Source organism: Gordonia sp. McavH-238-E (assembly GCF_022348225.1).
Classification (GTDB): Bacteria; Actinomycetota; Actinomycetes; order Mycobacteriales; family Mycobacteriaceae; genus Gordonia; species Gordonia terrae.
The window spans coordinates 284539-310574 of record NZ_JAKRFE010000005.1; the positions used below are offsets into that span (position 1 = coordinate 284539).

23 protein-coding genes and 1 other RNA gene are annotated in these 26036 nt (G+C 68.5%); 10 read left to right on the plus strand and 14 right to left on the minus strand.

Going from position 1 to position 26036, the window contains the following annotated elements:
* Positions 1–134: 134 nt before the first annotated feature.
* Entirely contained in the window at positions 135–638 is a 504-nt protein-coding gene (locus MHN80_RS09355; RefSeq protein WP_064570570.1) for a hypothetical protein, read from the minus strand.
* Positions 639–960: 322 nt separating this feature from the next.
* On the opposite strand from MHN80_RS09355, the gene glnA (MHN80_RS09360) reads away from it, so the two are divergent.
* Together glnA (MHN80_RS09360) and MHN80_RS09365 are read left to right on the plus strand one after the other, a co-directional pair.
* Positions 961–2394, plus strand: coding sequence for a type I glutamate--ammonia ligase (gene glnA / locus MHN80_RS09360; protein ID WP_239401106.1), 1434 nt, complete (start codon positions 961–963; stop codon positions 2392–2394).
* A 137-nt stretch (positions 2395–2531) separates the two neighbouring features.
* On the plus strand, positions 2532–2789 hold the full coding sequence (locus MHN80_RS09365; protein ID WP_004022936.1) for a hypothetical protein: 258 nt from the start codon (positions 2532–2534) through the stop codon (positions 2787–2789).
* 46 nt (positions 2790–2835) lie between these two features.
* On the opposite strand, the gene MHN80_RS09370 is transcribed toward MHN80_RS09365, so the two are convergent.
* Entirely contained in the window at positions 2836–3894 is a 1059-nt protein-coding gene (locus tag MHN80_RS09370) for a zinc-binding dehydrogenase (protein WP_239401108.1), read from the minus strand.
* A 233-nt stretch (positions 3895–4127) separates the two neighbouring features.
* On the opposite strand from MHN80_RS09370, the gene MHN80_RS09375 reads away from it, so the two are divergent.
* Positions 4128–4313 (plus strand): hypothetical protein, encoded by a 186-nt coding sequence (locus MHN80_RS09375; protein WP_004022938.1) that lies wholly within the window; start codon positions 4128–4130, stop codon positions 4311–4313.
* A gap of 43 nt (positions 4314–4356) precedes the next feature.
* On the opposite strand, the gene MHN80_RS09380 is transcribed toward MHN80_RS09375, so the two are convergent.
* From MHN80_RS09380 to glnA (MHN80_RS09395), 4 genes are all read right to left on the minus strand, one after another.
* Entirely contained in the window at positions 4357–5040 is a 684-nt protein-coding gene (locus tag MHN80_RS09380) for a heme oxygenase (biliverdin-producing) (protein WP_239401110.1), read from the minus strand.
* Positions 5037–5987 carry an endonuclease/exonuclease/phosphatase family protein gene (locus MHN80_RS09385; protein ID WP_101819423.1) on the minus strand — a complete coding sequence of 317 codons (951 nt, stop codon included), beginning with the start codon at positions 5985–5987 and terminating at the stop codon, positions 5037–5039. The genes MHN80_RS09380 and MHN80_RS09385 overlap by 4 nt, the downstream gene beginning before the upstream one ends.
* Before the next feature lie 75 nt (positions 5988–6062).
* Entirely contained in the window at positions 6063–9092 is a 3030-nt protein-coding gene (locus tag MHN80_RS09390) for a bifunctional [glutamine synthetase] adenylyltransferase/[glutamine synthetase]-adenylyl-L-tyrosine phosphorylase (protein WP_081487044.1), read from the minus strand.
* A 67-nt stretch (positions 9093–9159) separates the two neighbouring features.
* Positions 9160–10500 carry a type I glutamate--ammonia ligase gene (glnA, locus tag MHN80_RS09395; RefSeq protein ID WP_004022942.1) on the minus strand — a complete coding sequence of 447 codons (1341 nt, stop codon included), beginning with the start codon at positions 10498–10500 and terminating at the stop codon, positions 9160–9162.
* A gap of 326 nt (positions 10501–10826) precedes the next feature.
* On the opposite strand from glnA (MHN80_RS09395), the gene panB reads away from it, so the two are divergent.
* The 3 genes from panB (at position 10827) to MHN80_RS09410 (ending at position 14306) form a co-directional block, all read left to right on the plus strand.
* The gene (panB, locus tag MHN80_RS09400; RefSeq protein WP_239401112.1) at positions 10827–11672 is read left to right on the plus strand and encodes a 3-methyl-2-oxobutanoate hydroxymethyltransferase; all 846 of its coding nucleotides are present in this window, start codon (positions 10827–10829) and stop codon (positions 11670–11672) included.
* An 87-nt stretch (positions 11673–11759) separates the two neighbouring features.
* A complete protein-coding gene (gene pip / locus MHN80_RS09405; RefSeq protein ID WP_239401114.1) occupies positions 11760–12743 on the plus strand; it encodes a prolyl aminopeptidase in 984 nt (327 codons plus the stop codon).
* A 69-nt stretch (positions 12744–12812) separates the two neighbouring features.
* Positions 12813–14306, plus strand: a complete 1494-nt coding sequence (locus MHN80_RS09410) for a CYTH and CHAD domain-containing protein (protein WP_239401116.1) — start codon at positions 12813–12815, stop codon at positions 14304–14306.
* A gap of 64 nt (positions 14307–14370) precedes the next feature.
* On the opposite strand, the gene MHN80_RS09415 is transcribed toward MHN80_RS09410, so the two are convergent.
* From MHN80_RS09415 to cobC, 6 genes are all read right to left on the minus strand, one after another.
* Positions 14371–15819, minus strand: coding sequence for an RNB domain-containing ribonuclease (locus MHN80_RS09415; protein WP_239401118.1), 1449 nt, complete (start codon positions 15817–15819; stop codon positions 14371–14373).
* 72 nt (positions 15820–15891) lie between these two features.
* An RNA gene (gene rnpB, locus MHN80_RS09420) (RNase P RNA component class A) lies at positions 15892–16308 on the minus strand.
* Between the two features lie 71 nt (positions 16309–16379).
* On the minus strand, positions 16380–17072 hold the full coding sequence (locus MHN80_RS09425; protein WP_239401120.1) for a histidine phosphatase family protein: 693 nt from the start codon (positions 17070–17072) through the stop codon (positions 16380–16382).
* A 4-nt stretch (positions 17073–17076) separates the two neighbouring features.
* Positions 17077–17814, minus strand: a complete 738-nt coding sequence (locus tag MHN80_RS09430; protein ID WP_064570578.1) for a zinc ribbon domain-containing protein — start codon at positions 17812–17814, stop codon at positions 17077–17079.
* Between the two features lie 81 nt (positions 17815–17895).
* Complete coding sequence (locus MHN80_RS09435; protein WP_239401122.1) at positions 17896–19032, minus strand: Nif3-like dinuclear metal center hexameric protein; 1137 nt, start codon at positions 19030–19032, stop codon at positions 17896–17898.
* Positions 19010–20206 carry an Rv2231c family pyridoxal phosphate-dependent protein CobC gene (gene cobC, locus MHN80_RS09440; protein WP_239401124.1) on the minus strand — a complete coding sequence of 399 codons (1197 nt, stop codon included), beginning with the start codon at positions 20204–20206 and terminating at the stop codon, positions 19010–19012. Before cobC ends, MHN80_RS09435 begins: the two co-directional genes overlap by 23 nt.
* Before the next feature lie 30 nt (positions 20207–20236).
* Between cobC and MHN80_RS09445 the strand changes: the two genes are divergently transcribed.
* From MHN80_RS09445 to MHN80_RS09455, 3 genes are all read left to right on the plus strand, one after another.
* A complete protein-coding gene (locus MHN80_RS09445; protein ID WP_239401126.1) occupies positions 20237–20923 on the plus strand; it encodes an HAD hydrolase-like protein in 687 nt (228 codons plus the stop codon).
* A gap of 45 nt (positions 20924–20968) precedes the next feature.
* The gene (locus MHN80_RS09450; protein WP_033203936.1) at positions 20969–21448 is read left to right on the plus strand and encodes a low molecular weight protein-tyrosine-phosphatase; all 480 of its coding nucleotides are present in this window, start codon (positions 20969–20971) and stop codon (positions 21446–21448) included.
* Positions 21449–21900: 452 nt separating this feature from the next.
* The gene (locus tag MHN80_RS09455; RefSeq protein ID WP_239401226.1) at positions 21901–22947 is read left to right on the plus strand and encodes an IS30 family transposase; all 1047 of its coding nucleotides are present in this window, start codon (positions 21901–21903) and stop codon (positions 22945–22947) included.
* Between the two features lie 96 nt (positions 22948–23043).
* On the opposite strand, the gene MHN80_RS09460 is transcribed toward MHN80_RS09455, so the two are convergent.
* Complete coding sequence (locus MHN80_RS09460; RefSeq protein WP_004022953.1) at positions 23044–24048, minus strand: putative zinc-binding metallopeptidase; 1005 nt, start codon at positions 24046–24048, stop codon at positions 23044–23046.
* 37 nt (positions 24049–24085) lie between these two features.
* Between MHN80_RS09460 and MHN80_RS09465 the strand changes: the two genes are divergently transcribed.
* Positions 24086–25081, plus strand: coding sequence for an SURF1 family protein (locus MHN80_RS09465; protein ID WP_239401128.1), 996 nt, complete (start codon positions 24086–24088; stop codon positions 25079–25081).
* On the opposite strand, the gene MHN80_RS09470 is transcribed toward MHN80_RS09465, so the two are convergent.
* Positions 25059–25994 carry a cobalamin biosynthesis protein gene (locus MHN80_RS09470; protein ID WP_239401228.1) on the minus strand — a complete coding sequence of 312 codons (936 nt, stop codon included), beginning with the start codon at positions 25992–25994 and terminating at the stop codon, positions 25059–25061. The two genes, MHN80_RS09465 and MHN80_RS09470, sit on opposite strands and share 23 nt — an antisense overlap.
* Positions 25995–26036 lie beyond the last annotated feature (42 nt).

Consider the following 26036-nt stretch of genomic DNA (forward strand, 5'->3'; position numbering starts at 1 on the left):
CGTCGACCGTGCACCGAATTGCGTCGACTGTGCACCGGGGTGAGTTCGACGGGCAACGACCTACGACAAAACCCACCACCGATTCGATTCGGTGGTGGGTTTGTCGATGAGTGGCTCCTGCGGATCGGCCGCCGTCAGCGGGTCCGGACGAGAGCGGTTCCGGTGGCGCGGTCGTGCAGGGCGCGCCCGTTGTAATCGTTGATCAGCGCCGGCACCAGGAAGATCATCAGCAGCTGACGGAAGAAGGCGCGGACGATCCCGACCGCCGCCGGGCTCTGCTCGCCGGTCGCCTCGGCGGTGTTGCGCTCGGAACCGAAATCCACTCGCGCGACCCGCATCCCGATGACGAGTTGGCCCGGGGTGAACCCGAACAGAGTCACCGCGAAGATGCCCATCACGAACCACACGCCGAGCTGTGTGGTGGCGAGGTGTGGCGAGTAGAACCCGACGAACAGCAGCGCGAGTCCGGCGGCTATCAGCCAGTCGACGAGCAGACCCGCGACCCGCGGCCAACCGGTCGCCAGCGACCCGGGCCCGTTCTCCGGCAGGCCCAGATCTTGCCCTCGGTACTCGTTCTCCACGCCGGACGCGGGACCGATCTGCGGTCCCGACAACCAGGAACCCGTGACTCGTCCCATCGGTGATGACTCCTCTCACGCGACCGCGCGACCACCTCGGTCCGCATCGCCGCCGCACTGCGAACCATCGTAGTCGCTGGTTGTCGCGACCCGTCCCGCCCATTCGGGCCTGCCGCTAGGGTTGGGGTGCGCCGAGTGCGTCGCGCCCCGAACACGCTGTGTAGCGAACACCACTGCGCGTGTAACACGGGGGAAACACGGACTTAGCGCATGGGCAACTTCGCCTCCATACGGTTGCCGCTGAGATCCGCTGCTGTTTCTCAGTGGCGGATGTGGCGTGTCCCCATACACGGACCACCGATCACGAAGGAGTCACCGCACGGTGTACAGCAGTAAAGAAGAACTACTCGAGGGCATCAAGAAGGAAGGTGTCGAGTACGTCGACATCCGATTCTGCGACCTGCCCGGTGTCATGCAGCACTTCTCGATCCCCGCGACGGCCTTCGACGAGGACGTCTTCGAGGAGGGTCTGGCATTCGACGGCTCGTCGGTGCGTGGCTTCCAGTCGATCAACGAGTCGGACATGATGCTGCTGCCCGACCCGGCCACCGCGCGGATCGATCCGTTCCGCAAGGCCAAGACGATGAACCTCAGCTTCTTCGTCCACGACCCGTTCACCCGCGAGGCCTACAGCCGCGACCCGCGCAACGTCGCCCGCAAGGCCGAGGACTACCTCGCCTCGACCGGCGTCGCCGACACCTGCTTCTTCGGCGCCGAGGCCGAGTTCTACATCTTCGACTCGGTGTCCTTCGGCTCGGAGATGAACGGCACCTTCTACGAGGTCGAGTCCGAGTCCGGCTGGTGGAACACCGCCTCGCCGACCGACCCGGACGGCAGCCCGAACCTCGGCTACAAGGTCCGCCCGAAGGGTGGCTACTTCCCCGTCGCACCGTACGACCACTACGTCGACCTGCGCGACGAGATGTCGACGAACCTGACCAACTCGGGCTTCGAGCTCGAGCGCGGCCACCACGAGGTCGGCACCGCGGGCCAGGCCGAGATCAACTACAAGTTCAACACGCTGCTCCACGCAGCCGATGACGTGCAGCTGTTCAAGTACATCATCAAGAACACCGCGTGGCAGAACGGCAAGTCGGTCACCTTCATGCCGAAGCCGCTCTTCGGTGACAACGGCTCGGGCATGCACGCCCACCAGTCCCTGTGGAAGGACGGCAAGCCGCTGTTCCACGACGAGGCCGGCTACGCGGGCCTGTCGGACCTGGCGCGCTACTACATCGGCGGCATCCTGCACCACGCGCCGTCGCTGCTGGCCTTCACCAACCCGACGGTCAACTCCTACAAGCGTCTGGTGCCGGGCTACGAGGCCCCGATCAACCTGGTCTACAGCCAGCGCAACCGGTCGGCCTGCGTGCGTATCCCGATCACCGGCAACAACCCGAAGGCCAAGCGCCTCGAGTTCCGTTGCCCGGACAGCTCGGGCAACCCGTACCTGGCGTTCGCCGCGATGATGATGGCCGGCCTGGACGGCATCAAGAACAAGATCGAGCCGCACGAGCCCGTCGACAAGGACCTCTACGAGCTCCCGCCGGAGGAGGCGAAGAGCATCCCGCAGGCTCCGACCTCGCTGGCCGCGGTCATCGACCGCCTCGAAGAGGATCACGAATACCTCACCGCCGGTGGCGTGTTCACCGAGGACCTCATCGAGACCTGGATCGCGCTCAAGCGCGAGAACGAGATCGAGCCGGTGCAGATCCGTCCGCACCCGTACGAGTTCTCGCTGTACTACGACTGCTGAGCCACGCTCCAGCCGACTCGGCCCGCTCCGCGATCGTTCTCCGATCGCCGAGCGGGCCGTTTCGTTGCCGGGCGACCAGCACGGCAATCCGCGCGAGGCGCCCTACCCGCCCGTCCCATCGTGCGACGATGAGCCGCATGGGCACACTCCTGACGTCCGACGAGTTCGAGATCCGGCTGCTGTTCGCGGAGTCCGTCCCGGAGGTGATGCAGTTCGTCCGCGACATGGTCCGGCAACGCGAACCGATCGCCCTCGAACTGGAGGGGTCCGCGCACATCGTGAACCTCGCCAACGTCCGGCACTTCTCGCTGGTCGACCACACGGCCGACGACGAGACGCTGGACTCCGACGAGCGCACCACGGTCGTGCTGTCCATCGCCGAGGCCAGAGAGTAGCGACGCCACGCAGATCGGGGCGTACGTCGCCGTGAGGGGGCGTCCCTCAGTCGCCGCCGGCGATGATCACCTTGAGCGCGTGCTCGTCGGCAGCGTTGCCGAACGTGTCGTACGCTTCGTCGAATTGATCGAACGTGAACCGGTGGGTGATGAACTTCTCCGGGGCGATGTCGCCGCGTTCGATGCTCTCCAGGAGTTCGGGCGCCGTGGTGGCATTGACCAGGCCCGTGGTGATCGTGAGGTTGTTGATCCAGTCCCGCTCGATCGGGAACGTCACGCTCTCGCCGTGCACGCCCACGTTGGCGACGTGACCGCCGGGACGCACCGAGTCGAGCGCGACGCCGAACGTCGCGGGTACTCCGACAGCTTCGATCGCGACGTCCACACCGAGTCCGCCCCGGCTGAGTTCTCGGAGCTGGGCGACGACGTCGCCGCCGGCATTCACGTCGATGGTGTCGGTCGCGCCGAACTCCCGGGACTGCTCGAGCCGGAACTTGTTGCCGTCCACGGCGATCACCTTGGAGGCACCGGCGGCCGAGGCCGTCATCACGGCGGCCAGACCCACCGGCCCCACCCCGACGACGGCGACGACGTCGCCCTCCGCGACCGCGCCGTAGAGCACCCCGATCTCGTAACCCGTCGGCAGGATGTCACTGAGCATCGTCCCCTGCTCCGGCGTCACCTTCTCCGGAAGCGGGATGAGTCCGTTGTCGGCGAACGGAACCCGGACGAATTCGGCCTGCGTCCCGTCGATGAGGTGGCCGAAGATCCAGCCGATGCCACCCACCGTCTGGCAATGCGACGTCAGACCCGCTCGGCAGAACTCGCACGTACCGCACTTGCTCACGCACGACACGATCACGCGATCCCCGACCCGAACCCGTTCGCAGCCCGGACCGACCTCGGTGACCACGCCGACGCCTTCGTGACCGAGAATCCGACCCGGCGTGACCGCCGGTACGTCGCCCTTGAGTATGTGCAGATCCGTCCCGCAGATGGTGGTCACCTCCATCCGGACGATCGCATCCGTCGGTTCCTGCAGAACAGGATTCGGAACGTCCTCCCAGGCTTTCCGGCCGGGACCGTGATACACGAGAGCTTTCATCGACGACTCCTCACGTCTGCGGGTCTCGCCCGCAGCGTAAGCACGGACCGGTGAGCGGTTGGTCTCAGATTGAGACGCCCCGGCTCACTCGTCGAGAGACCGTCCACCTCGTCACTTGGGCACCGCCCGATCCCGCAATTCGTGGACCAGGAGGCCGACGCGGCCTGTGATCCGTACCACTTTCGGGACTTGTTACCCTGCCGACTCACCAGGTACGACCGTAGTTTGGACGAATGACCCGCGATGTATATGTCGAAGACCTCGTACCCGGCGACCGGATCAGCCTCGAAGGCACTCCCCGCGTCGTTCGCACCACCAGCCGACTCGACGGCAATCAACTACGGATCGAGCTCGTGAAGGGTCATGACGACCTGAGCGAGGTCGTGCTGGACCGCACGGTCAAGCTGCAGGTCAACTGAGCCGGAGCTTGTCAGATCCCGACCGCGCGGACGGACCTATGGGTCAGGCCGCCCGGGCGCCGTCGAGATCGCCGAACACCGCCTGGTTGTGATCGAATGCCGCGATCGCCTCGCCGACGAGACGATCGATTCCGTCCGCGTCGAGGGGTAGTGCGTCGAGCCGTGCCCGGTAGGCGTCCTTGTAGCGCTTGAGCTTGGCGATCTCGTCGAACGAGTAGAAGCTCAGTGCCGCGTCGTCGACGCCGTAGTGCTCCCGCATGCGGTGGGCCACCACCTGACCGCCGCTGAGGTCGCCGAGATAGCGCGTGTAGTGGTGGGCCACATACCGCGCCGGGTCGGTGCGGGTGGACTCGATCGCGGCCACATACCGCGCCACCGCGGGCAACGGCGTCGTGTCGGACGGGTCGATGCCGAAGGACGCGAGGTCGGCACCGAGTCGTTGCAGGCGCAGCAATCTCGGGTCGAGCACGGCCTCGGCGACGGGATCTCCCGCCAGGTCGGCGCCGACACGTTCGAGGGCCTCGTAGACGAAGTAGAGCTGGATCGCGAGGCGCTGGTACTCACCGGTGTCCAGCCGGCCCGACATCAGGTCGTCGATGAACGGAGCGTGTTCGGCGCGCTCGTGCGCCACCGCGGTCGCCGACCGCAATCGCTCGGAGATACTCCGACGCTCCGGCACACTCGGGCGGTCGGCGTCCTGGGGCCCGGCGTTCTGCAGATCCGTCATGATGCCACCAGTGATACCACCAGAGTCCGGTGATCGGAACCCGGCAGGTAGTGGGTGTCCATCGACGTCGCCACGAAGCCACGCAGGATGACGCGGTCGATGGCGACCAGCGGCCGGTTGCCGATCTGCTTGTCGGTGGGATAGCTGGGCAGGAACCCGGCACCCGCCACATCGGTGCCGTCGACGAGCCCGTTGGTCAACAGACTGCGGTATTTCGCGTGATTCCACGTGGAGTTGTAGTCCCCGATCGCGATCACCCGGCCTGGCGGGAGCTGCTCGAAATGCGCGGCGAGGGTGTCCATGTCGGCGAGCCAGTCCCAGTTGCGGCCCCACAACGGTGCGGCCGGATGGATGGCCAGCACCTGGGTGCCCGCCGCCCCCGGCAGGTCGGTCCGGGCCTGCAGGTTGTGCAGCACGGTCCCCGGGATGTTGTAGCGCTCGTCGAGCGGCATCTTGCTGAACATCGCGGTACCGGCCGCGTAGCTGTACGGGATCGCGAACTCGTGCGGCAGCGCTCGCCCGATCTCGCTGCGCCGCAGGCGTTCCAGCGCCTCGGGAGTGACCTCCTGCAGGGACACGAGGTCGGGATCGGCGTCGGCCACGATCTTCTCGAGCGCAGCGATGTCACCACCGCCGAAGAGCAGGTTCGCCGAGACCACCGTGAACCGCTCGCCGGCGGGCGCGGCCTCGGCGACGACGAGAGGCACCTGGGTGTAGGCCAGAGCGCCGGCCGCCACGACGGCGAGCGCCAGCATGAACCAGCGTCGCAGAACCCCGAAGACGATGATCGCGATCAACCCCGGGATGAGCGCGAACTGGACCGCGCTCGTGAGGTACAGCGTGACGTCACCGCGTGACGGGTAGTAGTGCAGGAACACACCCAGCACCACGCCGGCGAGCATCGCCCACCCCAGGACGTACGCAGCCGCCCACAGAAATCTCGTCATCGCTCCCCCATGTGACCCGGTGTTCCCCCGCCGGATTCATCTGTGCCCTCGGGCCTCGTCTGTACCGCCGGTGTGTCAGGCCCCGAAGACCTTGAGCACCACGGCCTTGGCCCGGCGCGTCACCCGCAGATAATTCTCCAGGAATTCGTTGGCCTGATCCTCCGGCCACCCCGCGGCGAACGCGATCTGGCGCAGTTGCGCGCCCGGTCCGGGCAGCTGGTCGATCGGCTTGCCGCGGACCAGGACCAGCGCATTGCGCGCCTTCGTCGCGGTCGTCCAGGCGTCCTTCAGCAGCGTGACGTCGTTCTCCGACAGCAACTCCGCGGCGCCGATGGCATCGAGTGAGTCGAGCGTCGACGTGTTGTGCAGGCTGCGGTAGCGGTGCGCGTACTTGAGCTGGAGGAGTTGCACCGTCCACTCGATGTCGGCGAGGCCGCCGCGGCCGAGTTTGGTGTGGGTGGCCGGATCGGCACCGCGCGGCAGGCGTTCGGCATCGACCCGGGCCTTGATCCGGCGGATCTCCTTCACGGCGTCGTTGCTGACCCCACCGGCCGGGTACCGCACATGATCGATCATGTGCAGGAAGTCGATGCCGAGGGCTTCGTCGCCGGCGACCTGGTGAGCACGGAGCAGGGCCTGGACCTCCCACGGTTGCGCCCATTGCGCGTAGTAGGCGGCATAGGACGCCAGGGTCCGCACGATGGGGCCGTTCCGGCCCTCCGGGCGCAATCCGGTGTCGACCTCCAGCGGCGGGTCCGCGCTGGGGCTGCCCAGCATCGACCGCACGTTCTCGGCGATCGTCTGCGCCCACTTGAGCGCCTCGGACTCCTCGGCGGCCCGGTCGGGCTGACACACGAACATCACGTCGGCATCCGAGCCGTAGCCGAGTTCGCCGCCGCCGAGCCGACCCATTCCGATCACCGCGATGCGGGCCGGCGCACGGCTCCCCCGCTCGCGCTCGGAGATGTTGATCGCCACGGTCAGCGCGGCATTCAGCACCGCCGCCCACACACCGGACAGCGCCTTGCAGACGGCCGGCACGTCCAGCAGCCCCAGGACGTCGGCGGACGCGATGCGTACCAACTCCGCACGCCGATGCGAACGCGCAACGGCCACGGCTCGTTTCATGTCCTGCTGGCGAACGGTCGACGCGATGAGCCCCTTGGCGACGTCCTCGGGCCGGACGTTGCACAGCTTGGGACCGTCCGGTCCGTCGGAGTACTGGTGGATCACCTCGGGTGAGCGCATCAGCATGTTCGCGATGTACTCCGACGTCCCGAGGACCTTCATCAGCCGCGCCGCGACGACGCCGTCGTCGCGCAACAGACGCAGGAACCAGTCGGTGTCCTCCATGACATCGCAGAGGCGGCGGTAGTTCAGCAGACCCGCGTCGGGGTCGGGGGTGTCGCCAATGTGCTCGAGCAGCTGGGGCAGGATGAGGAGCTGGATCTGGCCGCGCCGTCCCGGCGCGTTCGACAGGGCGCGGATGTGGCTCAGCGCGCGGTCGGGTTTCGCGTAACCCAGTGCGGCCAGCCGTCTTTCGGCCGAGGTGTCGGTCAGGGTCAGTTCGTCGGTCTTGAAGCGGGTGACCGCCTCGAGCAGCGGCCGGTAGAACAGCTTCTGGTGCAGGCGCCGAACCCGCAGGCTCTGGTGACGGATCTGTTCGCGCAGCACCCCTGTCGCGTCGAGTTCGCCCTCACGACGGATGTGTGCGGCGCGGGCGAGCCAGCGCAGTGCCTCGTGGTCGTCGGGCTGGGGCAGGAGGTGCGTCCGCGACATCCGCTGCATCTGCAGACGGTGTTCCAGCAACCGCAAGAACTGGTATGACGCACTGAGATTGGCGGCGTCGTCGCGTCCGACGTAGCCGCCCGCGGTGAGCGCGGCCAGCGCGTCGACGGTCGGCATGACGCGCAGCTTCTCGTCGACCCGGCCGTGCACCATCTGCAGGAGCTGGACCGCGAACTCGACGTCGCGCAGACTGCCGCGTCCGAGCTTGAGGTTGCGTTCCCGCTCGTCCTCGGGGAGCAGGGATTCGACGCGGCGCCGCATCTTCTGCACCTCGGGCACGAAGTCGGGTCGCTCGGCGGCCTTCCACACCATCGGTTTGACGGCGGCGATGTACTCGTCGGCGAGCTGCATGTCGCCGGTCATCGCCCGTGCCTTGAGGAGTGCCTGGAACTCCCAGGTCTTGGCCCACCGCTCGTAATAGGCGACATGCGATTCGAGTGTCCGCGTCAGCGCGCCGGACTTGCCCTCGGGCCGGAGTGCGGCGTCGACCTCGAAGAACGCGAGCGAACCGATGCGCATCATCTCGCCTGCGATGCGGGCCGCGGTTCCGTCGGCCGGGTCGCTGACGAAGATGACGTCGACGTCGCTGACGTAATTGAGCTCGCGCGCACCGCATTTGCCCATCGCGACGACGGCGATCCGCACCGCGATGGGATCGTCGCCGCACACCTCGGTGAACGCGACGGCGAGCGCCGCGGTCAGGGCGGCGTCGGCCAGGTCGGACAGGTACGCGCCGACCTCGGGCAGCCACATCACCGGCTCGTCCTCGACGGTCGAGGCGACGTCGTGCGCGGCGAGTTGCAGGATCAGGTTGCGGTAGGCCAGGCGTAGCGCGACGACGGCCTTCGGGCCGGCCAGTCGGGCCCGGTAGACCCGATTGCCCTTCTCGACCTCACCCGGCACGGCCTGGGCGTCGACGGCGGCGAGCATCAGACGGTCGACCTCGGCGCGGTCGGGCAGCTCGTCGGCGAGCAGCAATCGCCAGCTCGAAGGTTCGGCGACGAGGTGATCGGCGAGTGCGTCCGAGGAGCCGATGACCGCGAACAGGCGGCCGCGGAACGAGCGCTCCGCCCGCACCAGGGCGTCGATCTCGGACCACTCGTCACCGACGGCTCCGCGCAGCCGCACGAGCGTTCGCAGCGCGAGGTCGGCGTCGGGTGATCGCGACAGCGCCCACAACACATCGACCGATTCGGGCGTGTTCCAGCCGAGGTCGGCCAGGTTCCGGGGTGCGGAGTCGTCGAGGAGACCCAGGCGTCCCGCGCTGGGGACCGTGCTGCGTCCGGCTCGCCCAGCGGGTCCCGATCGTGTTGTCACATCACAAAAGTAGCGACCGAGTCCGCCGAATACGACATCGCGGTGCCGGACCGGGTCGGACCGGGCTCTACAGCGGCAGGTAGTTCTGCAGCTCGAACGGGGTCACGAGGCTGCGGTAGTTCGTCCATTCCGTCCACTTGTTGCGGAGGAAGTAGTCGAAAACGTGCTCGCCGAGCGCCTCGGCGACCAGCTCCGAGTTCTCCATCTCCTTCAACGCGTCGGCCAGGCTGCCGGGGAGTTCCTTGTAGCCCATCGCACGACGCTCGGCGGAGGTGAGGGCCCAGACGTCGTCCTCGGCCTCGTCGGGCAGCTCGTAATCTTCGTTGATGCCCTTGAGGCCCGCGGCCAGCAGTACCGCGAAGGTGAGATACGGGTTGCAGGCCGAGTCGGGGCTGCGCACCTCGACGCGCCGCGAGGACGCCTTGTTCGGCGTGTAGAGCGGGAGCCGGATCAGCGCGGAACGATTCGCGCCACCCCAGGTCGCCGCAGTGGGCGCCTCGCCGCCGTGGATGAGCCGCTTGTAGCTGTTGACCCACTGGTTGGTGACCGCACTGATCTCCGAGGCGTGGTGCAGGATGCCGGCGATGAACTTCTTGCCCGTTGCGGAGAGCTGCATCGGGTCGTCGGGGTTGTGGAAGGCGTTGATGTCGCCCTCGAAGAGACTCAGGTGGGTGTGCATCGCCGACCCGGGATGCTCGCTGAACGGCTTGGGCATGAAGGTCGCCCAGACGCCCTCGTTGATCGCCACCTCCTTGATGAGGTAGCGGAAGGTCATGACGTTGTCGGCCATCGACAGCGCGTCGGCGTAGCGCAGGTCGATCTCCTGCTGCCCGGGCGCACCCTCGTGGTGGGAGAACTCGACCGAGATCCCCATCGACTCGAGCGCCTCGATGGCGTGCCGCCGGAAGTTCGGTGCGGCGTCGTGGACGGCTTGGTCGAAGTAGCCGCCGGAGTCCGCCGGGGTCGGCACCGATCCGTCGAGCGGCGCCTCCTTCAGCAGGAAGAACTCGATCTCGGGATGGACGTAGCAGCTGAAGCCGAGGTCGGCGGCCTTGTTCAGCTGCCGGCGCAGGACATGGCGCGAGTCGGCCCAGCTGGGGGTGCCGTCGGGCATCGCGATGTCGCAGAACATGCGGGCCGAGTGGTGCCGGCCGGCCGAGGTGGTCCACGGCAGCACCTGGAAAGTCGACGGATCGGGTTTCGCGACGGTGTCGGCTTCCGAGACCCGTGAGAAGCCCTCGATGGCCGAGCCGTCGAAGCCGATCCCCTCCGCGAACGCGCCTTCGAGTTCGGCCGGGGCGATCGCCACGGATTTCAGATAACCGAGGACGTCGGTGAACCACAGACGTACGAAACGGATGTCGCGCTCTTCGAGGGTCCGCAGCACGAATTCCTTTTGGCGATCCATGGTCGCCGACCTTAGAAGTACGCTGTTAAATCCGTGTTACACGCGCGAATCCAACTCGCTGTGCAGCGGTTTTGCAGCCGTCATCCCACATCGTGGGAAGCTGCGGCGAGCACCCGGGACCCGAGACGTGTCGTCGTCGCGGGCCGGCCGGTCTCCAGGGTCCCACATCGCCCGAGCCCGGCCGGTCGACGCGTGTGACCAATCGCATACAGACGGCCGGTCACAACGGGCCGCGCCGGTGAAACAATGGCCTACGTCCGTGTTCAACCCGGGTACCCGCCGCGCCGCTCCGGCCAGTCGGGACTCGAGGCAGAAAAGAGACCACGATGTCCGATTCCTCGGTATACGGCGCGCCCGCCTCCGGTCAGTCCGCCAAGCGGCGCGTGACCCGCATCCACCACCTGGCCCAGATGAAGGCCGAAGGCGAGAAGTGGTCGATGCTCACCGCGTACGACTATTCCTCCGCCCGCATCTTCGACGCTGCGGAGATCCCGGTCCTCCTCGTCGGCGACTCCGCCGCGAACGTGGTCCTGGGCTACGACACCACCATCCCGGTCACCGTCGCCGAGATGATCCCGCTCATCCGCGCCGTCGTTCGCGGCGCACCGCACGCGTTGGTCGTCGCCGACATGCCGTTCGGCAGTTATGAGATCGGGCCGCAGCACGCCCTCGAGAACGCGTTCCGGATCTTCAAGGAGACCGGCGCACACGCGGTCAAGCTCGAGGGTGGCGAGCGCGTGGCACCGCAGATCGCCGCTCTGTCCGCCGCCGGCGTGCCCGTCATGGCGCACATCGGTTTCACCCCGCAGAGCGTCAACGGGCTGGGCGGGTTCCGCGTCCAGGGTCGCGGCGACGGTGCCGATCAGCTCATCGCCGACGCCATCGCCGTCCAAGAGGCGGGTGCCTTCGCCGTGGTGATGGAGATGGTCCCGGCAGACCTCGCCGGCCAGATCACGCGCAAGCTCACCATCCCGACCGTCGGCATCGGCGCGGGCAACGAGACCGACGCCCAGGTCCTCGTCTGGCAGGACATGGCCGGCCTCACCCACGGCAAGACCGCCCGATTCGTCAAGCGCTTCGCCGATGTCGGGGGCGAGTTGCGTTCGGCCGCCGAACAATACGCCGACGAGGTACGCCGCGGGATCTTCCCGGGTCCCGAGCACAGCTACTGACCCGCGGCTCCGCCGTCCCGGCGCAGCACGCCTGTCGCCGGGACGTCCCACCGGCCCAGCACGGCGCAGACGCCTACGCTGACGTCCATGCGGAACTTCTACCCGGAGATCGAGCCCTACGCCGCCGGCCACCTCGATGTCGGTGACGGCCAGAAGATCTACTGGGAGACGTCGGGCAACCCGGACGGAAAGCCCGCGGTGTTCGTACACGGCGGACCCGGGGGCGGGACCGCTCCGACGCAACGCCGGTTCTTCGACCCGGCGAAGTACCGCATCGTGCTGTTCGACCAGCGCGGCTGCGGCCGGTCGCGTCCGCACATCGCCGACGGCGCCGACCTCAGCGTCAACACCACGCCACACCTCATCGCCGACATGGAGCGACTCCGTGCCCATCTCGGCATCCAGCGCTGGCAGGTCTTCGGCGGCTCCTGGGGTTCAACACTGGGCCTCGCCTACGCGCAGGCCCATCCCGATCGGGTCACCGAACTCGTGCTCCGCGGCATCTTCCTGCTGCGACGCAGCGAGATCGACTGGTACTACAACGGCGGCGCCGCCCACATCTACCCCGATCTGTGGGAGAGCTACCTCGAACCCATACCGGTCGACGAGCGCGACGGTGACCTGGTCGAGGCGTATCACCGGTTGCTCACCTCCGACGACGCCGAGACAGCTCGCGCCGCCGCCCGCGCCTGGACGGGCTGGGAACAGGCGACCAGCTATCTCCTCCCCCGCCCCGAGGAGGACACGGCCGACGCATCGGAGGACACACCGCACGGCACGGACGCCGACCGGTTCGACCTCGCCTTCGCGTCGATCGAGAACCACTACTTCGTCAACCACGGATTCCTCCGCGACGGCCAGCTCCTCGAGAACATCGACGCGATCGCCTCCATCCCCGGCGTGATCGTCCAGGGCCGTTACGACGTGGTGTGCCCGACGCGCAGTGCGTGGGACCTGCACCGCGCATGGCCGGCGGCCGATCTGCACATCGTCGCCGACGCCGGGCACGCATCCTACGAACCGGGCATCCGGCATCACCTCATCGAGGCGACCGACCGGTTCGCGCGGTAGCCGACGCCGCGCGCCGAGGCACACCACTAAACTCGACGGACAGCCGTCGACGACTTCAGGAGGATCCAGGTGGCCGCATCCGAGCAGGTCGAGGTGGAGCTCAAATTCGATGTGGACGCCGGTCACGTGGCCCCCGACCTGCGAGCCCTGCCGGGCGTCGTCTCGGCGACGCCCCCGGAGACCTTCTCTCTCGACGCCACCTACTTCGACACCGAGAATCTCGACCTCGCCGGCAACAAGATCACCATGCGCAGGCGTACCGGCGGAACCGACGAGGGCTGGCATCTCAAGCGTCCCAGCCACATTCCCGGCGCGCGGCGTGAACTGCAGGTGGGATTCGACGAGGCACCCGCCGACGGTGAGGTGCCGGAGGCGCTGTCGGCCCCGGTCCTCGCCCACATCCGCGCACGCACACTCATCCCGGTCGCGGTGATCTCGACGACGCGCACCGTCACCCGACTGCTCGGTGCCGACGAGGAGCCGCTCGCCGAGCTCGCCGAGGATCTGGTGACGGCACAGTCGCTCATGCCGGGCGGCCACTGCCAGCAGTGGGCGGAGTGGGAGTTCGAACTGCTCGCCGGCGGCACGACCAAGCTGCTCAAGGCCGCCGACAAGGCGTTGCGCGCCGGGGGCGGCCGAGAGGCGTCGAGCGCGTCGAAGCTCGCCCGCGCGATCGGTGCGACGCCGACGGTCCACGAGCCGCGACTCTCCAAGCGACCCACCGCACTCGAACTCGTTGTGACCGACATCGCGCTGCACCGCAATTCGCTGGTCGCCTACGACCCGCTCGTGCGTGTCGACGCCCCCGACGCCGTACACCAGATGCGGGTGGCCTGCCGCCGTCTGCGCAGCGTGCTGTCGGGATTCCCCACCGTCCTCGATGCCGAGCGCACCGCACACATCGGCGCCGAGCTGAAGCTGCTGGCCCAGATCCTCGGCGACGCCCGCGATTCCGAGGTGCAGCTCGAGCTGAGCGAATCACTTCTGCGTGGCGAGAACGCCTCGCCCGAGCTGCGCGCCGAACTCGCCGGCACCGAGGTCACCGTGCATGACCGCGCACTGCGCGCGGCGCACGCGGCGATGTCGTCGAAGCGGTATTTCACCCTGCTCGACAGCATCGACGGCCTGATCGCCTCGCCGCCCCCGGGTCCCGACGCCGACCTCCCGGCGACGACGGTCGTCGACAAGGCGATCGCCCGCAGCCGCAAGCACATTCATCGCGCCCAGGCCCGCCTGGCGAGCTTCGCCGAGGGGTCGGACGAATGGGAGGAGCAGATGCACACCGTCCGCAAGCGCGCGAAGCGTCTGCGCTACAGCATCGACGCGACCGAACCGCTCGGCAAGAAGAAGTACCGTGCCGTCGGCTCGGCCGCCAAGAAGATCCAGTCCGCGCTCGGCGATTTCAACGACACCCGGATCAACCGGACGCGACTCGCGCAGATCGCGTCGGCCGGAAACCTCGGTGGCCCCGACATGTTCGTCCTCGGCCGGATCGACGCCCGGCTCGAGGCCGACGGTCATCGCGCGATCGCCGCATACCGGAGGGTCGCCAAGGACCTCTGACACCGCTGCTGCTCGAGCCACGCACCGGTGGCGAGCCGAGTCGAAACCACTCCCCCGCAACGACTCAGACCCGGCGGAACTCCACCGTCCGGCTCATCTCGTCGGCCTCGGTGAGTTCGACGACCACGCGGTCGCCGGGGCGCAGATCACCCGTGCTGCGCGCGATCACCGGCGGATCGGACAGGAAGATCTGCGCCGGACGACGTTCGGTGGCGGCAGACATCACCACGGCGTCGAACCGCTCGCCCACCCGCTCGCGCAGGATGACGGCTTCCGCGAGGTCGATGCTCGCGCGATCCGCGGTGGCGCCTAGCGTGTCGGCCGACCGCAGGATGTTCGGCAGCGTCGGCAACGCCCGCTGCACCCAGTCGGGTACCGATGTACCGGCGGTGACCGCGAGGCACACCTCGGTGGCGAAGCGATCGCCGAGCCGACGCAGCGGCGCGGTGACATGGGCGTAGAGCCCGCCGATCGCCGAATGCCGCATCCATGCGTCGTCGACGGTCTCGGCGTCGTCGCCCCCGGGAAGTGCGAGATAGTTGGCGCCGCGCATCAGACCGCCCGCAGCCGACTGCAACGCCAGGGTGCTCGCCTCGTCCCCCGGCAGACCCGCCAGGAACCGTCCCACCGACACTCCGTCCGGCCAGTCCACGCCGAGCGCCCGGGCCGCGGCGCGCAGATCCTCGACCGCATCCTCGTCGGCCGGCGGCAGCGTGCGCAGCAACCCCACACCGGCTTCGGCCATGAGCGTGCCCGCGCACATCCCGGCGAGCAGCGACACCTGGGAGTTCCACATGTCGGCGGGAGTATGTGCCTCGAGGTCGAGCCGCCACCCGCCGTCGGTGCGGACGACCGTCTGATCGGGCAGGTCGAGTTCGACCGCACCGCGCGCCAACGCGACCTCGCGCCGGAGCTCGCCGAACGCGGGCAGAGCCGCGATGGACGGGTGCAACCGACCGGTGGCCGCGTCCGCCGAGACACCGGCGTAGTCGAGGCGGGCGACGGAAGAGATGCGGGATCGTCGCACTCGAACATCGGTCACCGACCCGTCTCCGGCCACGCGGATGGTCCACAGCACGCAGAGTCTGACCTGTTCGGGCAGAAGGGAACCCGCGCCCTCGGACAGCTCGCGAGGGTGCAGCGGGACCGAGCCGTCCGGGAAGTACACGGTGGTGCCGCGTCGACGGCTCTCCTGGTCGAGGGCGCCCTCCGGGGTGATCAGGGCCGCGACATCGGCGATCGCGTAGTCGACGACGAACCCGTCACCGTCGGCCGTGATGTGTACCGCCTGGTCGAGATCGCGGGAGGTCGGTGGGTCGATGGTGACGAAGGGGACGCCGGTGTGGTCCTCGCGGACCTCGGCGTACCGATCTGCACCCGGGGCGTCGGACTCGATCCGTTCCGCGGTGGCCCGTGCCTCGGCGAGCGCGTCCGCGCCGTACTCCTCGTCGACGCCCAGTTCGGTGCGTGTACCGGCGAAGTCGATGTCCGGGGCCGAGAGAATGCGTTTCACTCCCCCAACCCTAGAGAGCACGCGGGCCCCTGCGGCGCACGACGCGCGATCGCGGCGTCGATCGAGAAAGGGCGAACGAGTCGGCACATAAGCCGGATCCTGTACCCGCACGGTCGGTGAGACCGATGCGGGTGGCGACCATCCATCTGGGCACACCGTCGCCGGGTACCTCGAGCGGCCCACCCGCGGGCTGGGGCGAGCAGCCCTCGTGACGCCCGCGCACACGCACCGTGAGGTGCGTGCTTCGGCCTTGCTCCGGGTGGGGTTTACCGAGCCGGCACGGTCACCCGTGCCGCTGGTGCGCTCTTACCGCACCGTTTCACCCTTACCGACCTCGCGGCCGGCGGTCTGTTCTCTGTGGCACTGTCCCGCGGGTCACCCCGGGTTGCCGTTGACAACCACCCTGCTCTGCGGAGTCCGGACTTTCCTCGATGCGCGGCGTGGCGGGAGACCGCCCGTTCCGCGTACCGCGGCCGCCCGGCCGACTCGTTCGCGCACCCAGGATACGCACGGAACCGCACACGGCGACAGGCGGGCGGCGACCGGGATCGCCGAACGCGTCAGTCGCGCCAGTGCGCCGCGTCGTTGACGAGCCGGACGACGGAGCCGCCGTCGTCGAAGAACTCGGCGATCGACACCGACGCGAGGTCGAGGTGCAGCCGGAACAACAGCTCGGGTCCGACGCCGAGTGCGTCCTGTAACAGCGTCTTGATCGGCGTGACATGGGAGACCAGCACCACGGTCTGCCCCGAATACTTCTCCAGCAGTTCGGCTTTCGTCTGCGCGATGCGCTCGGCGACCTGCGCGAAGCTCTCCCCGCCGGGCGCCGGCACGGTGATGTCGGACAGCCAGGTGCGGTGCAGCTCCGGGTCGCGCGCGGACGCCTCGGTGAACGTCAGGCCCTCCCAGTCGCCGAAGTCGTTCTCGATCAACCCGGGGTGTTCGATGACGTCGATTCCGGTCAGCGCACCGACCTCCTCGGCCGTCGCTCGTGCACGACGCAGCGGCGAGGTCACGATCGCGGTGATCCCGTCCTCGCGGACGACGCGCTGCGCGGCCGCGCGTGCCTGGCGCCGGCCCTCGTCGGTGAGTTCGGGATTGCCACGGCCGGAATAGCGCCGCTCCACCGACAGCGGGGTTTGTCCGTGCCGGAGCAGGATGAACCGCGTCGGTTCGCCCCGCCGGCCCTGCCACGACGGCGCCTTCGTCGTCGAATCGCCCTCGGGCGCGGACTCTTCGGCAGTGGCCGTCACGAATCTAGATCCCGGATTCGGCGGTGCGCACGAGGACTGCACCGCACTCCTCGCATCGGATCACCTCGTCGGACTGCGCCGCACTGATGGTTGCGATCGTCCCGCGGTCGAGTTCCATCCGGCAAGCTCCGCAGCGGCGGGCGCGCAGCAGGCCGGCACCGATACGTCCGCCGGCGCGCTGCTTGTCGTACACCGCGAGCAGCGGCGCATCGATCTCGGCCGCCACGGACTCCCGGCGCTCTCGCGCACGCGACAGGTCCTCGTCGATGGTCGCCAGCGACTTGTCCCGCCGGACCTGCGCCTCGGCGACCTTCTCCTCGAGGTGGCTGATGGTTGCCGCGGCACGGGTGCGTTCGGATTCGACGGCCTCCTGCTGCTCCATCAACGACAGCATCTCGTCCTCGAGCACGGCGCGCCGACGACCCAACCCCGCCAGCTCATGTTGCAACTCCGACAACGCCTTCGGCGCCAGACCACCGGCGGTCAGCAGGGCCGAGTCCTTGGCCTCGCGGTTGGCCATACCGGTCACCTCGGAGTCGATCCGACGGTACTCGCGACCCAGGTCCTCCGCGGCGATCTCCGCGCGCACCAGATCGTCACGCGCAGCATCGATCGCGGAGTTGTGTTCGGCGATCTCGGCGTCCTCTGGCAGGGTCTTGCGGCGATGGACGAGACGGTTGATCTCGGCATCGGAGTCCGCGAGATCGAGCAGCAGTCGCTGCACGGCGGCGTCGACTTTCATTGCGGTCTCCTCTTCGGCGAAAGTCCCCCCACCGTACGCGGGAGGTGTCCACGAGCCGGCGGCGGCTCGGTTTCTCCGGACTCAGCCCGCGCTGTGCAGCGCGAACGGATCGGTCGGCGCGTCGAAGACTCGCACCGGCGCCCCCAATTCGGTCTCCAGCAGCGTCCCGACCTGGGCACACCACGGGAACTCGGTCGCCCAGTGTCCGGCGTCGACCAGGGCCGGCCCCCCATCGCGCAGACTCTCGTCGACCGGATGATGACGGAGATCACCGGTCAGATAGACGTCGACGCCGAGACCGCGGACACGATCGAGCAGGGAATCCCCGGCCCCGCCGCACACCGCGACGGTCTGCACGAGCGCGTCGGGGTCGCCCGCGGCGCGAATGCCGGTCGGGGTGCGCAGCACCCGGGCGGCCTCGGTGACGAAGTCGCGCAGTGTCATCGGCTCGGCGAGGGACCCGACCCGACCGAGTCCGACCTCGCTGCCCAGGTCGGCCAGCTCGAACACGTCGAAGGCCGGTTCCTCGTAGGGATGGGCGTTGCGCAGAGCACGCAGGATCCCGGCGCGCAGGCCACGGGTGGCGACCATCTCGACCCGCGCCTCGTCGACGTGGGTGCGCATCCCGATCTCGCCGATGGTCGGCGACGCGTCCTCGCCGGCCTCGAACTGTCCCGTTCCGACGACGGTCCAGGAGCAGTCCCGGTAGTCACCGATCGCTCCCGCGCCCGCGGCGAACATGGCCTCGCTCACCTGCTCGACGTTGCCCTCCGGCACCATCACGACCCATTTGTCCATGGCTGCAATCGGTTTCGGATCGATCGGAACCGTGCCGCGGAGTCCGAGCACAGAGGCGAGCGCGTCGGAGACACCGGGCCGGGCACTGTCGGCGTTGGTGTGTGCGCACAGCAGTGCGATCCCGCTGCGGATGAGCCGATGCACGATCCGTCCCTTGGGGGTGTCGGCGGCCACCGAGGTGACGCCCCGCAGCAGCAGCGGATGGTGAGCGACGACGATCCCGGCGCCGGCCTCGACCGCGGCGTCGACCACCGCGTCGGTCACGTCCACACACACCAGGACGTCGCGCGCGGAATCGGCCGGGTCGCCGCACACCAGACCGACCGCATCCCACGATTCGGCGAGGACGGGCGGATAGGCACGTTCGACCACGGCGACGACGTCACCGACCGTCACCTCAGAACGGGTCTCCGACGTCACGGCCGATCTCCTCTCGTACCAACTCGATCGCGCGCGTGAGCGCCCGAACCTGCGGAAGGCCACGGATGGCGAGACGAAGGTGCGAGTCGCCGAGGCCGACGAAGTTCGCGCAGCTCCGCACCGCGAAACCGTGGCGGACCAGACGCTGTTTCACCTCGGTGGCGTCGGGCATCTCGACCAGGACGAAGGGCGCGGCGGGAGCGGCCGCCACCCGGAGTCCGACGCGCGTGAGTTCGTCGACCATGTCGGCACGCTCCGCGGCGACCAGGTGCGCGGTCTCGGCGCAGTAGCGCTGCCCCTGCTCCTCGACGCAGGCGGTCAGCGCTGCGAGGGCGGGGGTCGACACCGCCCACGGCCGACGCCCCGCCCGCAACCGGTCGAGCAGGTCCGCCGGCCCGAGCAGGTACCCCGCACGCAGGCCTGCGAGACCGAACGTCTTTGTCACACTGCGGATCACGAGGAGGTCAGGCCAGTCGGCGGAGGCGAGTGACTGCGGTTCGGGCGATCCGTCGGCGCCGAGGGTGAGGTCGGCGAAGGCCTCGTCGACCACGAGAATCCGCCCCGGCCGGCGCAGCGCGGCGATGGCCTCGACCGGGTGCAGCACCGAGGTCGGATTGGTGGGGTTGCCCAGGATGACGAGGTCGGCATCGTCCGGCACCGTGGCGGTGGTCTCGACGCCGGCCGGCGCGGCCAGGTTCCAGGGCGCCCTCAGCGTGACGTGGGTGATCGGGATGCCGGCGGCCCGGAGCACGATCTCGGGTTCGGTGAACGACGGCTGGATCAGGGCCGCATGCCGGGCACCCAGTCGTGGGAGCATCTCGAATCCATCGGCGGCGCCGGAGAGCAGCAGCACCTCCTCGGGGCGACGATCGTGTGCCGCGGCGATGGCGTCGACGGCGCGTCGCTCCTGCGCTCCGGTCGGATACCGCGCGAGATCGTCGAGTCCCGCCCGGATCGCGTCGAGCACGAATGCGGGCGGCGTGCCGCGGACGTTGACCGCGAAGTCGACGAGCCCTGGGACGGCGTCCTGGTCGCCATGGCGTTCCGGGTCGGTGAGATCGGCGCGCGGCGGGTGCGTCTCGGTGATCCCCCTGCCGGTGCGGGCCCGCGCAGGAGACACGGACGGACGCGAGGGCCCGGACTCGACATCGAGCGCGTCGTACCCAGCTGTCATGTGTTCAGACCTTACGTGCACGATGGAGACGTGACGACGACGCCGGCTCCCCGCCATCCCGAGACCGTCCTACTCGTCGACCTCGACGGCACGGTCACCGACAGTTTCGCAGGTATCGAGAACAGCTTTCGGCATGCTCTCGCCGTGGTCGGGGCGCCCGACCCCGACCCGCGCATCGTGGCCGGTATCGCCGGACCGCCGATGATCGACACGCTCAACGCACTGGGACTCTCGCCCGAGGTGGCCGAGAAGGCGATGCGCGCATATCGAGAGCGGTACACCGAGGTCGGCTGGTTGGAGAACTCGGTCTTCGACGGCATGGGCGAGCTGCTCGCCGATCTGGCCGCCGGGGGTCGAACCGTGGCGATCGCGACGTCGAAGAACCAGACCACCGCCCGCCGGATTCTCGACCATTTCGGTCTTGCCGATCACTTCCGCTTCATCGCCGGGGCGAGCGACGACGGCACCCGCCGCGAGAAGGCCGATGTGATCGCCTCCGCGCTCGACGAGCTCGGGATCGCCACCGACCCGCAGACCGGGCACGTCACCAGTCCGGTCGTGATGATCGGCGACCGCAGCCACGATGTGCAGGGCGCAGCGGCCTTCGGCATCCCGGCGATCCTCGTGCGTTGGGGTTACGCTCTGGGCGGGGAGGAACAGGGCGCGACCTGGACGGTCGGGTCCGTGGCCGAACTGCGCGACGTGCTGGGTGTGTGACCCCCACCCCGACAGCGGACGGCGAATCGACTTGTTGAGGTAGCAGTGGCTGACGAACTTCACATCTGCTTCGTGTGTACGGGCAACATCTGCCGGTCACCGATGGCGCAGAACATCTTCCGGACCGCACTCGACGACGCCGGACTCGGCGGCAAGGTGCGGGTGTCGAGCTGCGGGACGAGCGGCTACCACGTCGGCGAACCGGCGGACAATCGCGCGCGGACCGAACTGGTCGCACACGGCTATTCCGACGCCCACGTCGCCGCTCTGCTCGGACCCGAGCACTTCGACGCCGACCTCCTGCTCGCGATGGACGAGGGCCACGTGCGCGAACTCGAACGCAAGCGGCTCGGCGACCGCACGCGGCTGCTGCGCTCGTTCGACCCCGCGGCCCCGGCCGACGATCTCGACCTCGCCGACCCGTACTACGGCACCCCCGACGACTTCGTACTGACGCGCGAGCAGATCGAGGGCTCGATGCCGGGGCTCATCGACTGGGTACGAGCCGAACTCGGGGTGTCCTGATAATCCCTGGTCCCTGAGGTGCGAGGAGCGATAGCGACGAGCCACGAAGGGCCTGGTGAGACGGCGGGTTTTAGCGATCCCCGCAACACCCTGGCTTTCAGGGAGTTGCGGGGATCGTGGTTTCTGCAGAGTTGAAGGATCGGTTCTTCGAGGCGCTGGATCGCGAAGGCGGGAGTGTCACGGTTGCCGCTCGTTGTGTGGGTGTCAATCGCAGTACTGCGTCTGGCTGGGTCCGTCGAGCCGGGTTACGCGGGCGTGGCAAGCCGGGGACCTCTGGGCATCCCGGGCGCGCTCGCTATGACGAGTTGCGGGCGACTGGTGTTCGTCGTCGCGACGCCGCCCAGCAGGTGGGCGTCAATATCCGGACTGCGCAGGATTGGGATCAAGGGATACGCAAACGTGCTCACGCGCGCCTTCATCCCGATGGTCGCCGCATCGACTACAAGACCGGTATGACGACGTACGACTCAGCGGGGCAACGGCCGTCGGTGGCCAAGATCGACGCCCAGCTGCATCCTCGGTTCCTGAGCTTGTCTGAGCGTGAACAGATCGCTGATATGCACCGTGGCGGCGACTCGTTGCGCGAGATCGGACGCCGGTTGGGGCGGGCGGCGTCGACGATCAAACGCGAGATCGATGCGTACTCGGTGTCAGGGGTATACCGTCCCTGTCGGGCTCAAACGGCCTGGGCGAGTACGCGTTTACGGCCGAAGGAGTCCAAACTCGTCACCGTTGGGCCGCTTCGGGATTACGTCCGTGACAAACTTGCCCAGCAGTGGTCTCCCGAACAGATCTGTCACGCTTTGATCGTCGAGTTCCCCGATGACAAGGCAATGCGAGTGAGTACCGAGACGATCTACCAGGCGATCTACGTTCAGGCCCGCGGCGGGTTGCGCCGTGAAGTCGCCGACGCGTTGCGCACCGGACGCACACGTCGTAAGCCTCGCCGGTCTCCAGAGCGCCGCGCAGCCCGGTTTGTCGACGAGATGGTGATGATCTCCGATCGGCCGGCTGAGGTCGAGGACCGGGCGGTACCGGGCCACTGGGAGGGTGACCTGATTGTCGGTACTCGTTCGGAATCGGCCATCGTGACGCTGGTCGAACGCACGACTCGCTACGTCCTGCTCGGGCATCTGCCTGGCGGGCATACAGCCGAGGAGGTTCGCGACGTGCTGATCCCGCTGATCGGTTCTCTACCCGAGCATCTGCGGGGGTCGTTGACCTGGGATCAGGGCTGTGAAATGGCGGCGCACAAGCAGTTCAGCGTCACCACCGGTGTGTCGGTCTACTTCTGCGACCCGCATTCACCATGGCAGCGCGGCTCTAACGAGAACACCAATGGTTTACTGCGCCAATACTTCCCGAAAGGAACCGACTTGTCGGTACACAGCGCCGAGGACCTCGAACTCGTCGCCCACAGACTCAACGGCCGACCACGCAAAACGCTCGACTGGAGAACCCCAGCCGAGCGTCTGCGTGATTTACTTGTGCCAGTCTAACCAACCGGTGTTGCGAGGACCCCTAGAATCCGCCAGACACCTTGCGAGGCCCTTCGCGGCTCGCTTCGCTCGCACCTCAGGGAGCAGTGGTCAGCCTCAGGCCGCCGGGGCCACGAGGTTGTGCACGAAACGGATCTTGGTCAGGACCTTCTCGGGCAGCACGAACGGATAGAGGTCGGGGTGCCCCATCGACCGGTTGATCTGGTTGAGCGCCCAGGTCAGCGGTAACCACTCGCCGAGGATCCGATCGAAGCCGACATCACCGGGCGGGACCCCTTCGAAGGTCGAGCCGGCGGGCGCCATCGCGAACGCCGCCGCGGTGTCGAGGGTGTCGCGAATGTGCAGGTAGTGCGCAAATGTCTCGGCGAAATCCTCGGCCGGATGCATCGTCGCGTACGACGACACGAAGTCCTGCTGCCAGCCCTCCGGCGCGCCCTCGCTGTAGTGGCGGTCCAGTGCTGCCTGGTAGTCCTCGTCGGGATCGCCGAACAATTCCTCGAAGCCCGGGCGTCGATCGTCGGTGATGAGGACGAGCTGGTAGTAGTGCCCGATCTCGTGCCGGAAGTGGCCGAGGACGGTCCGATACGGCTCGGCGAGCTCGACGCGCATCTGTTCGCGGTGAACGTCGTCCCCCTCGGCCAGGTCGAGCGTGATGACCCCGTTCGCATGACCGGTGATGACCGACTGCTGCGCGCTGGAGAGCAGGTCGAAGGCGAGACCGGACTGCGGATTCTCCTCCCGCGTCTCGATCGGCAGCTTGAGTTCGTCGAGTTCCAGGATGAGGCGCCGCTTGGCGGTCTCGGTCTGTCCGAAGATGACCAACGCCTCGGTGTCATCGTCGCCGGGCCGGGTGCGAGTGAGCCGGCACGACTCGCACATCGTCGGCTTGCCACTCCACTTCACCAGCCAGTTGCATTGCGCGACTTTGGTGTTGGCGCAACGTTCGAGCAGCACGCCGTCGACCTCCGCGCGTGCCTTGTCGTCGAGGACGTGGATCGACCGGGTCTTCAGCCAGAAGCCGAGCGGGCTCCGGCAGTTCAGGCACAGACTGTTTTCGAAGGAGAGACGCTGACCGCACTTCAAGCAGAGGAAGTCTCGCATTTCGATCAGGCTACCCCCGCTCGGTAACCTGGGCGGTGTGCACGTACTGCGAACGATCCTCCGGCCCGGGTGGATTGCGCTCGGTCTCGTGGTCGCGGCGTTCGCGGTGGCCTGCTTCACCCTGCTCGCACCCTGGCAGCTGGGCAAGAACTCCGACACCGAACGCCGCAACGACCTGATCCGTACCGCCACGTCGATCGAGACGGCCCCACTGGCCGAGGTCGCGCCGTCGTCGGCCTTCGTGCCGTCCTCGGAGTGGCGGTCCGTCGCGGTGACCGGCCGTTATCTGCCGGACCGGCAGGCTCTGGTCCGGCTCCGCAACATCGACCAGCGACCCGCCGTGGAGGTCCTCACCCCGTTCGCGGTCACCGGGTCGGACCGGGTGATCCTCGTCAACCGCGGGTACGTACGGCCGGTCGAGGGTGCAGTACCCGACATCCCCGCACCACCGGCCGGCGAACAGACCGTCGACGGCCGGATCCGGGCAGCCGAGAGCGTGAGTACCGAGCGCGGAACGCGCGTCGAGAACGGCGCGCTGACCGTCGCGACGATCAACCCGGGCCTGGTGTCCGCCGCGACCTCGACCCCGATGGACGACTTCTACCTGCAGCTCTCTCCTGACCAGCCGGGTTCACTCGGTGAGATCTCGCTGCCGCAGCTCGACACCGGACCGTACCTGTCCTACGGCCTGCAATGGCTGGCGTTCGGTGTGATGGCCCCCCTGGGCGTCGGCTACTTCCTGTACTCCGAGATCCGCGCCCGACGCCGGGCTGCCGCCGAGGCGTCGGCGGCGGCGCAACCGGCCGCGGCCACCCCGGCCGGACCCGACTCCGAGGCCTCGTCCGAACCGGACGCGACTCCCGGTCCGGCGGCCGAGTCACGCGCCCAGCGGCGGCAGCACCGTCGTGACGAGCTCCGGGCGGCCGCCGGAACCACGATGACCCATCAGGTCGGCGACATCGGCCACGGCCGGCGGAACGTCGACGAGTCGCGCGACGTCCGCGACAAGCTCACCCGGCGATACGGCGGCTGAGCCAGCGCGCCGCGGCCGTGGCGCCCGGACGCGCGACGGCGACGACCACGCAGGTCAGGACCGTCGCGCGCTGCACGCGTCGGGACAGCGCCACGGCGGCACGGAGATCCGCCGGTCCCGGCGCCGGTCCGGAGCCGAGGGTCGGACGCACCTCGACTCCGTGCGGGTAGACCGTCCGTCCGCCGAGTTGCACGCCCAGCGCACCCGCGAACCCGGCTTCGACGACCCCGGCATTCGGGCTCGGATGGGCGCCGCTGTCCCGCCGCCAGGCCTCGACGGTCCGACGCGGCGCGCCGCCGAGCACCACCAGCAACGAACCGGCGAGCCGCGCCGGCAGCAGGTTGGCGAGGTCGTCCAGGCGCGCGGCCGCCCAGCCGAAGTCCTGGTAGCGCGGATTTCGGTATCCGACCATCGCATCGAGCGTGTTCACGGCCCGATACCCCAGCACGCCGGGGACACCGGCGACGGCGCCCCACACCAGCGGCCCGACCGTCGCATCCGACGTGTTCTCCGCGATCGACTCGAGGGCGGCGCGGCACAGGCCGGCCTCGTCGAGCGACTCCGGGTCCCGGCCGCACAGGCTCGGGATGAGCGCCCGCGCGGCATCGATGTCGTGCGTCTCCAATGCCTCCGCCACCGCGTCGCCGACCCGGCACAGCGAGGTGCCGCCCAGGGCGATCCACGTCGACGCGGCGGTCACCGCGACACCGGCGATGCCCGTCGCGCGTCGATCCGCTGCAGCCGCCAGGACCACCGTCGATCCCACCATCACCCCGACCAGACCCACACCCGCACGCCGCGAATCCCGGTAGAGGCGCCGCTCCACGGCGCCGGTCAGCCGGCCGAACCCGGCCACCGGGTGGCCGCGTGCCGGATCGCCGAACAGATCGTCGAGCACGAAACCGACCAGCATCCCGGCCGCGGTGACGGCACCGCGTCGACGATCGGGGCGGGG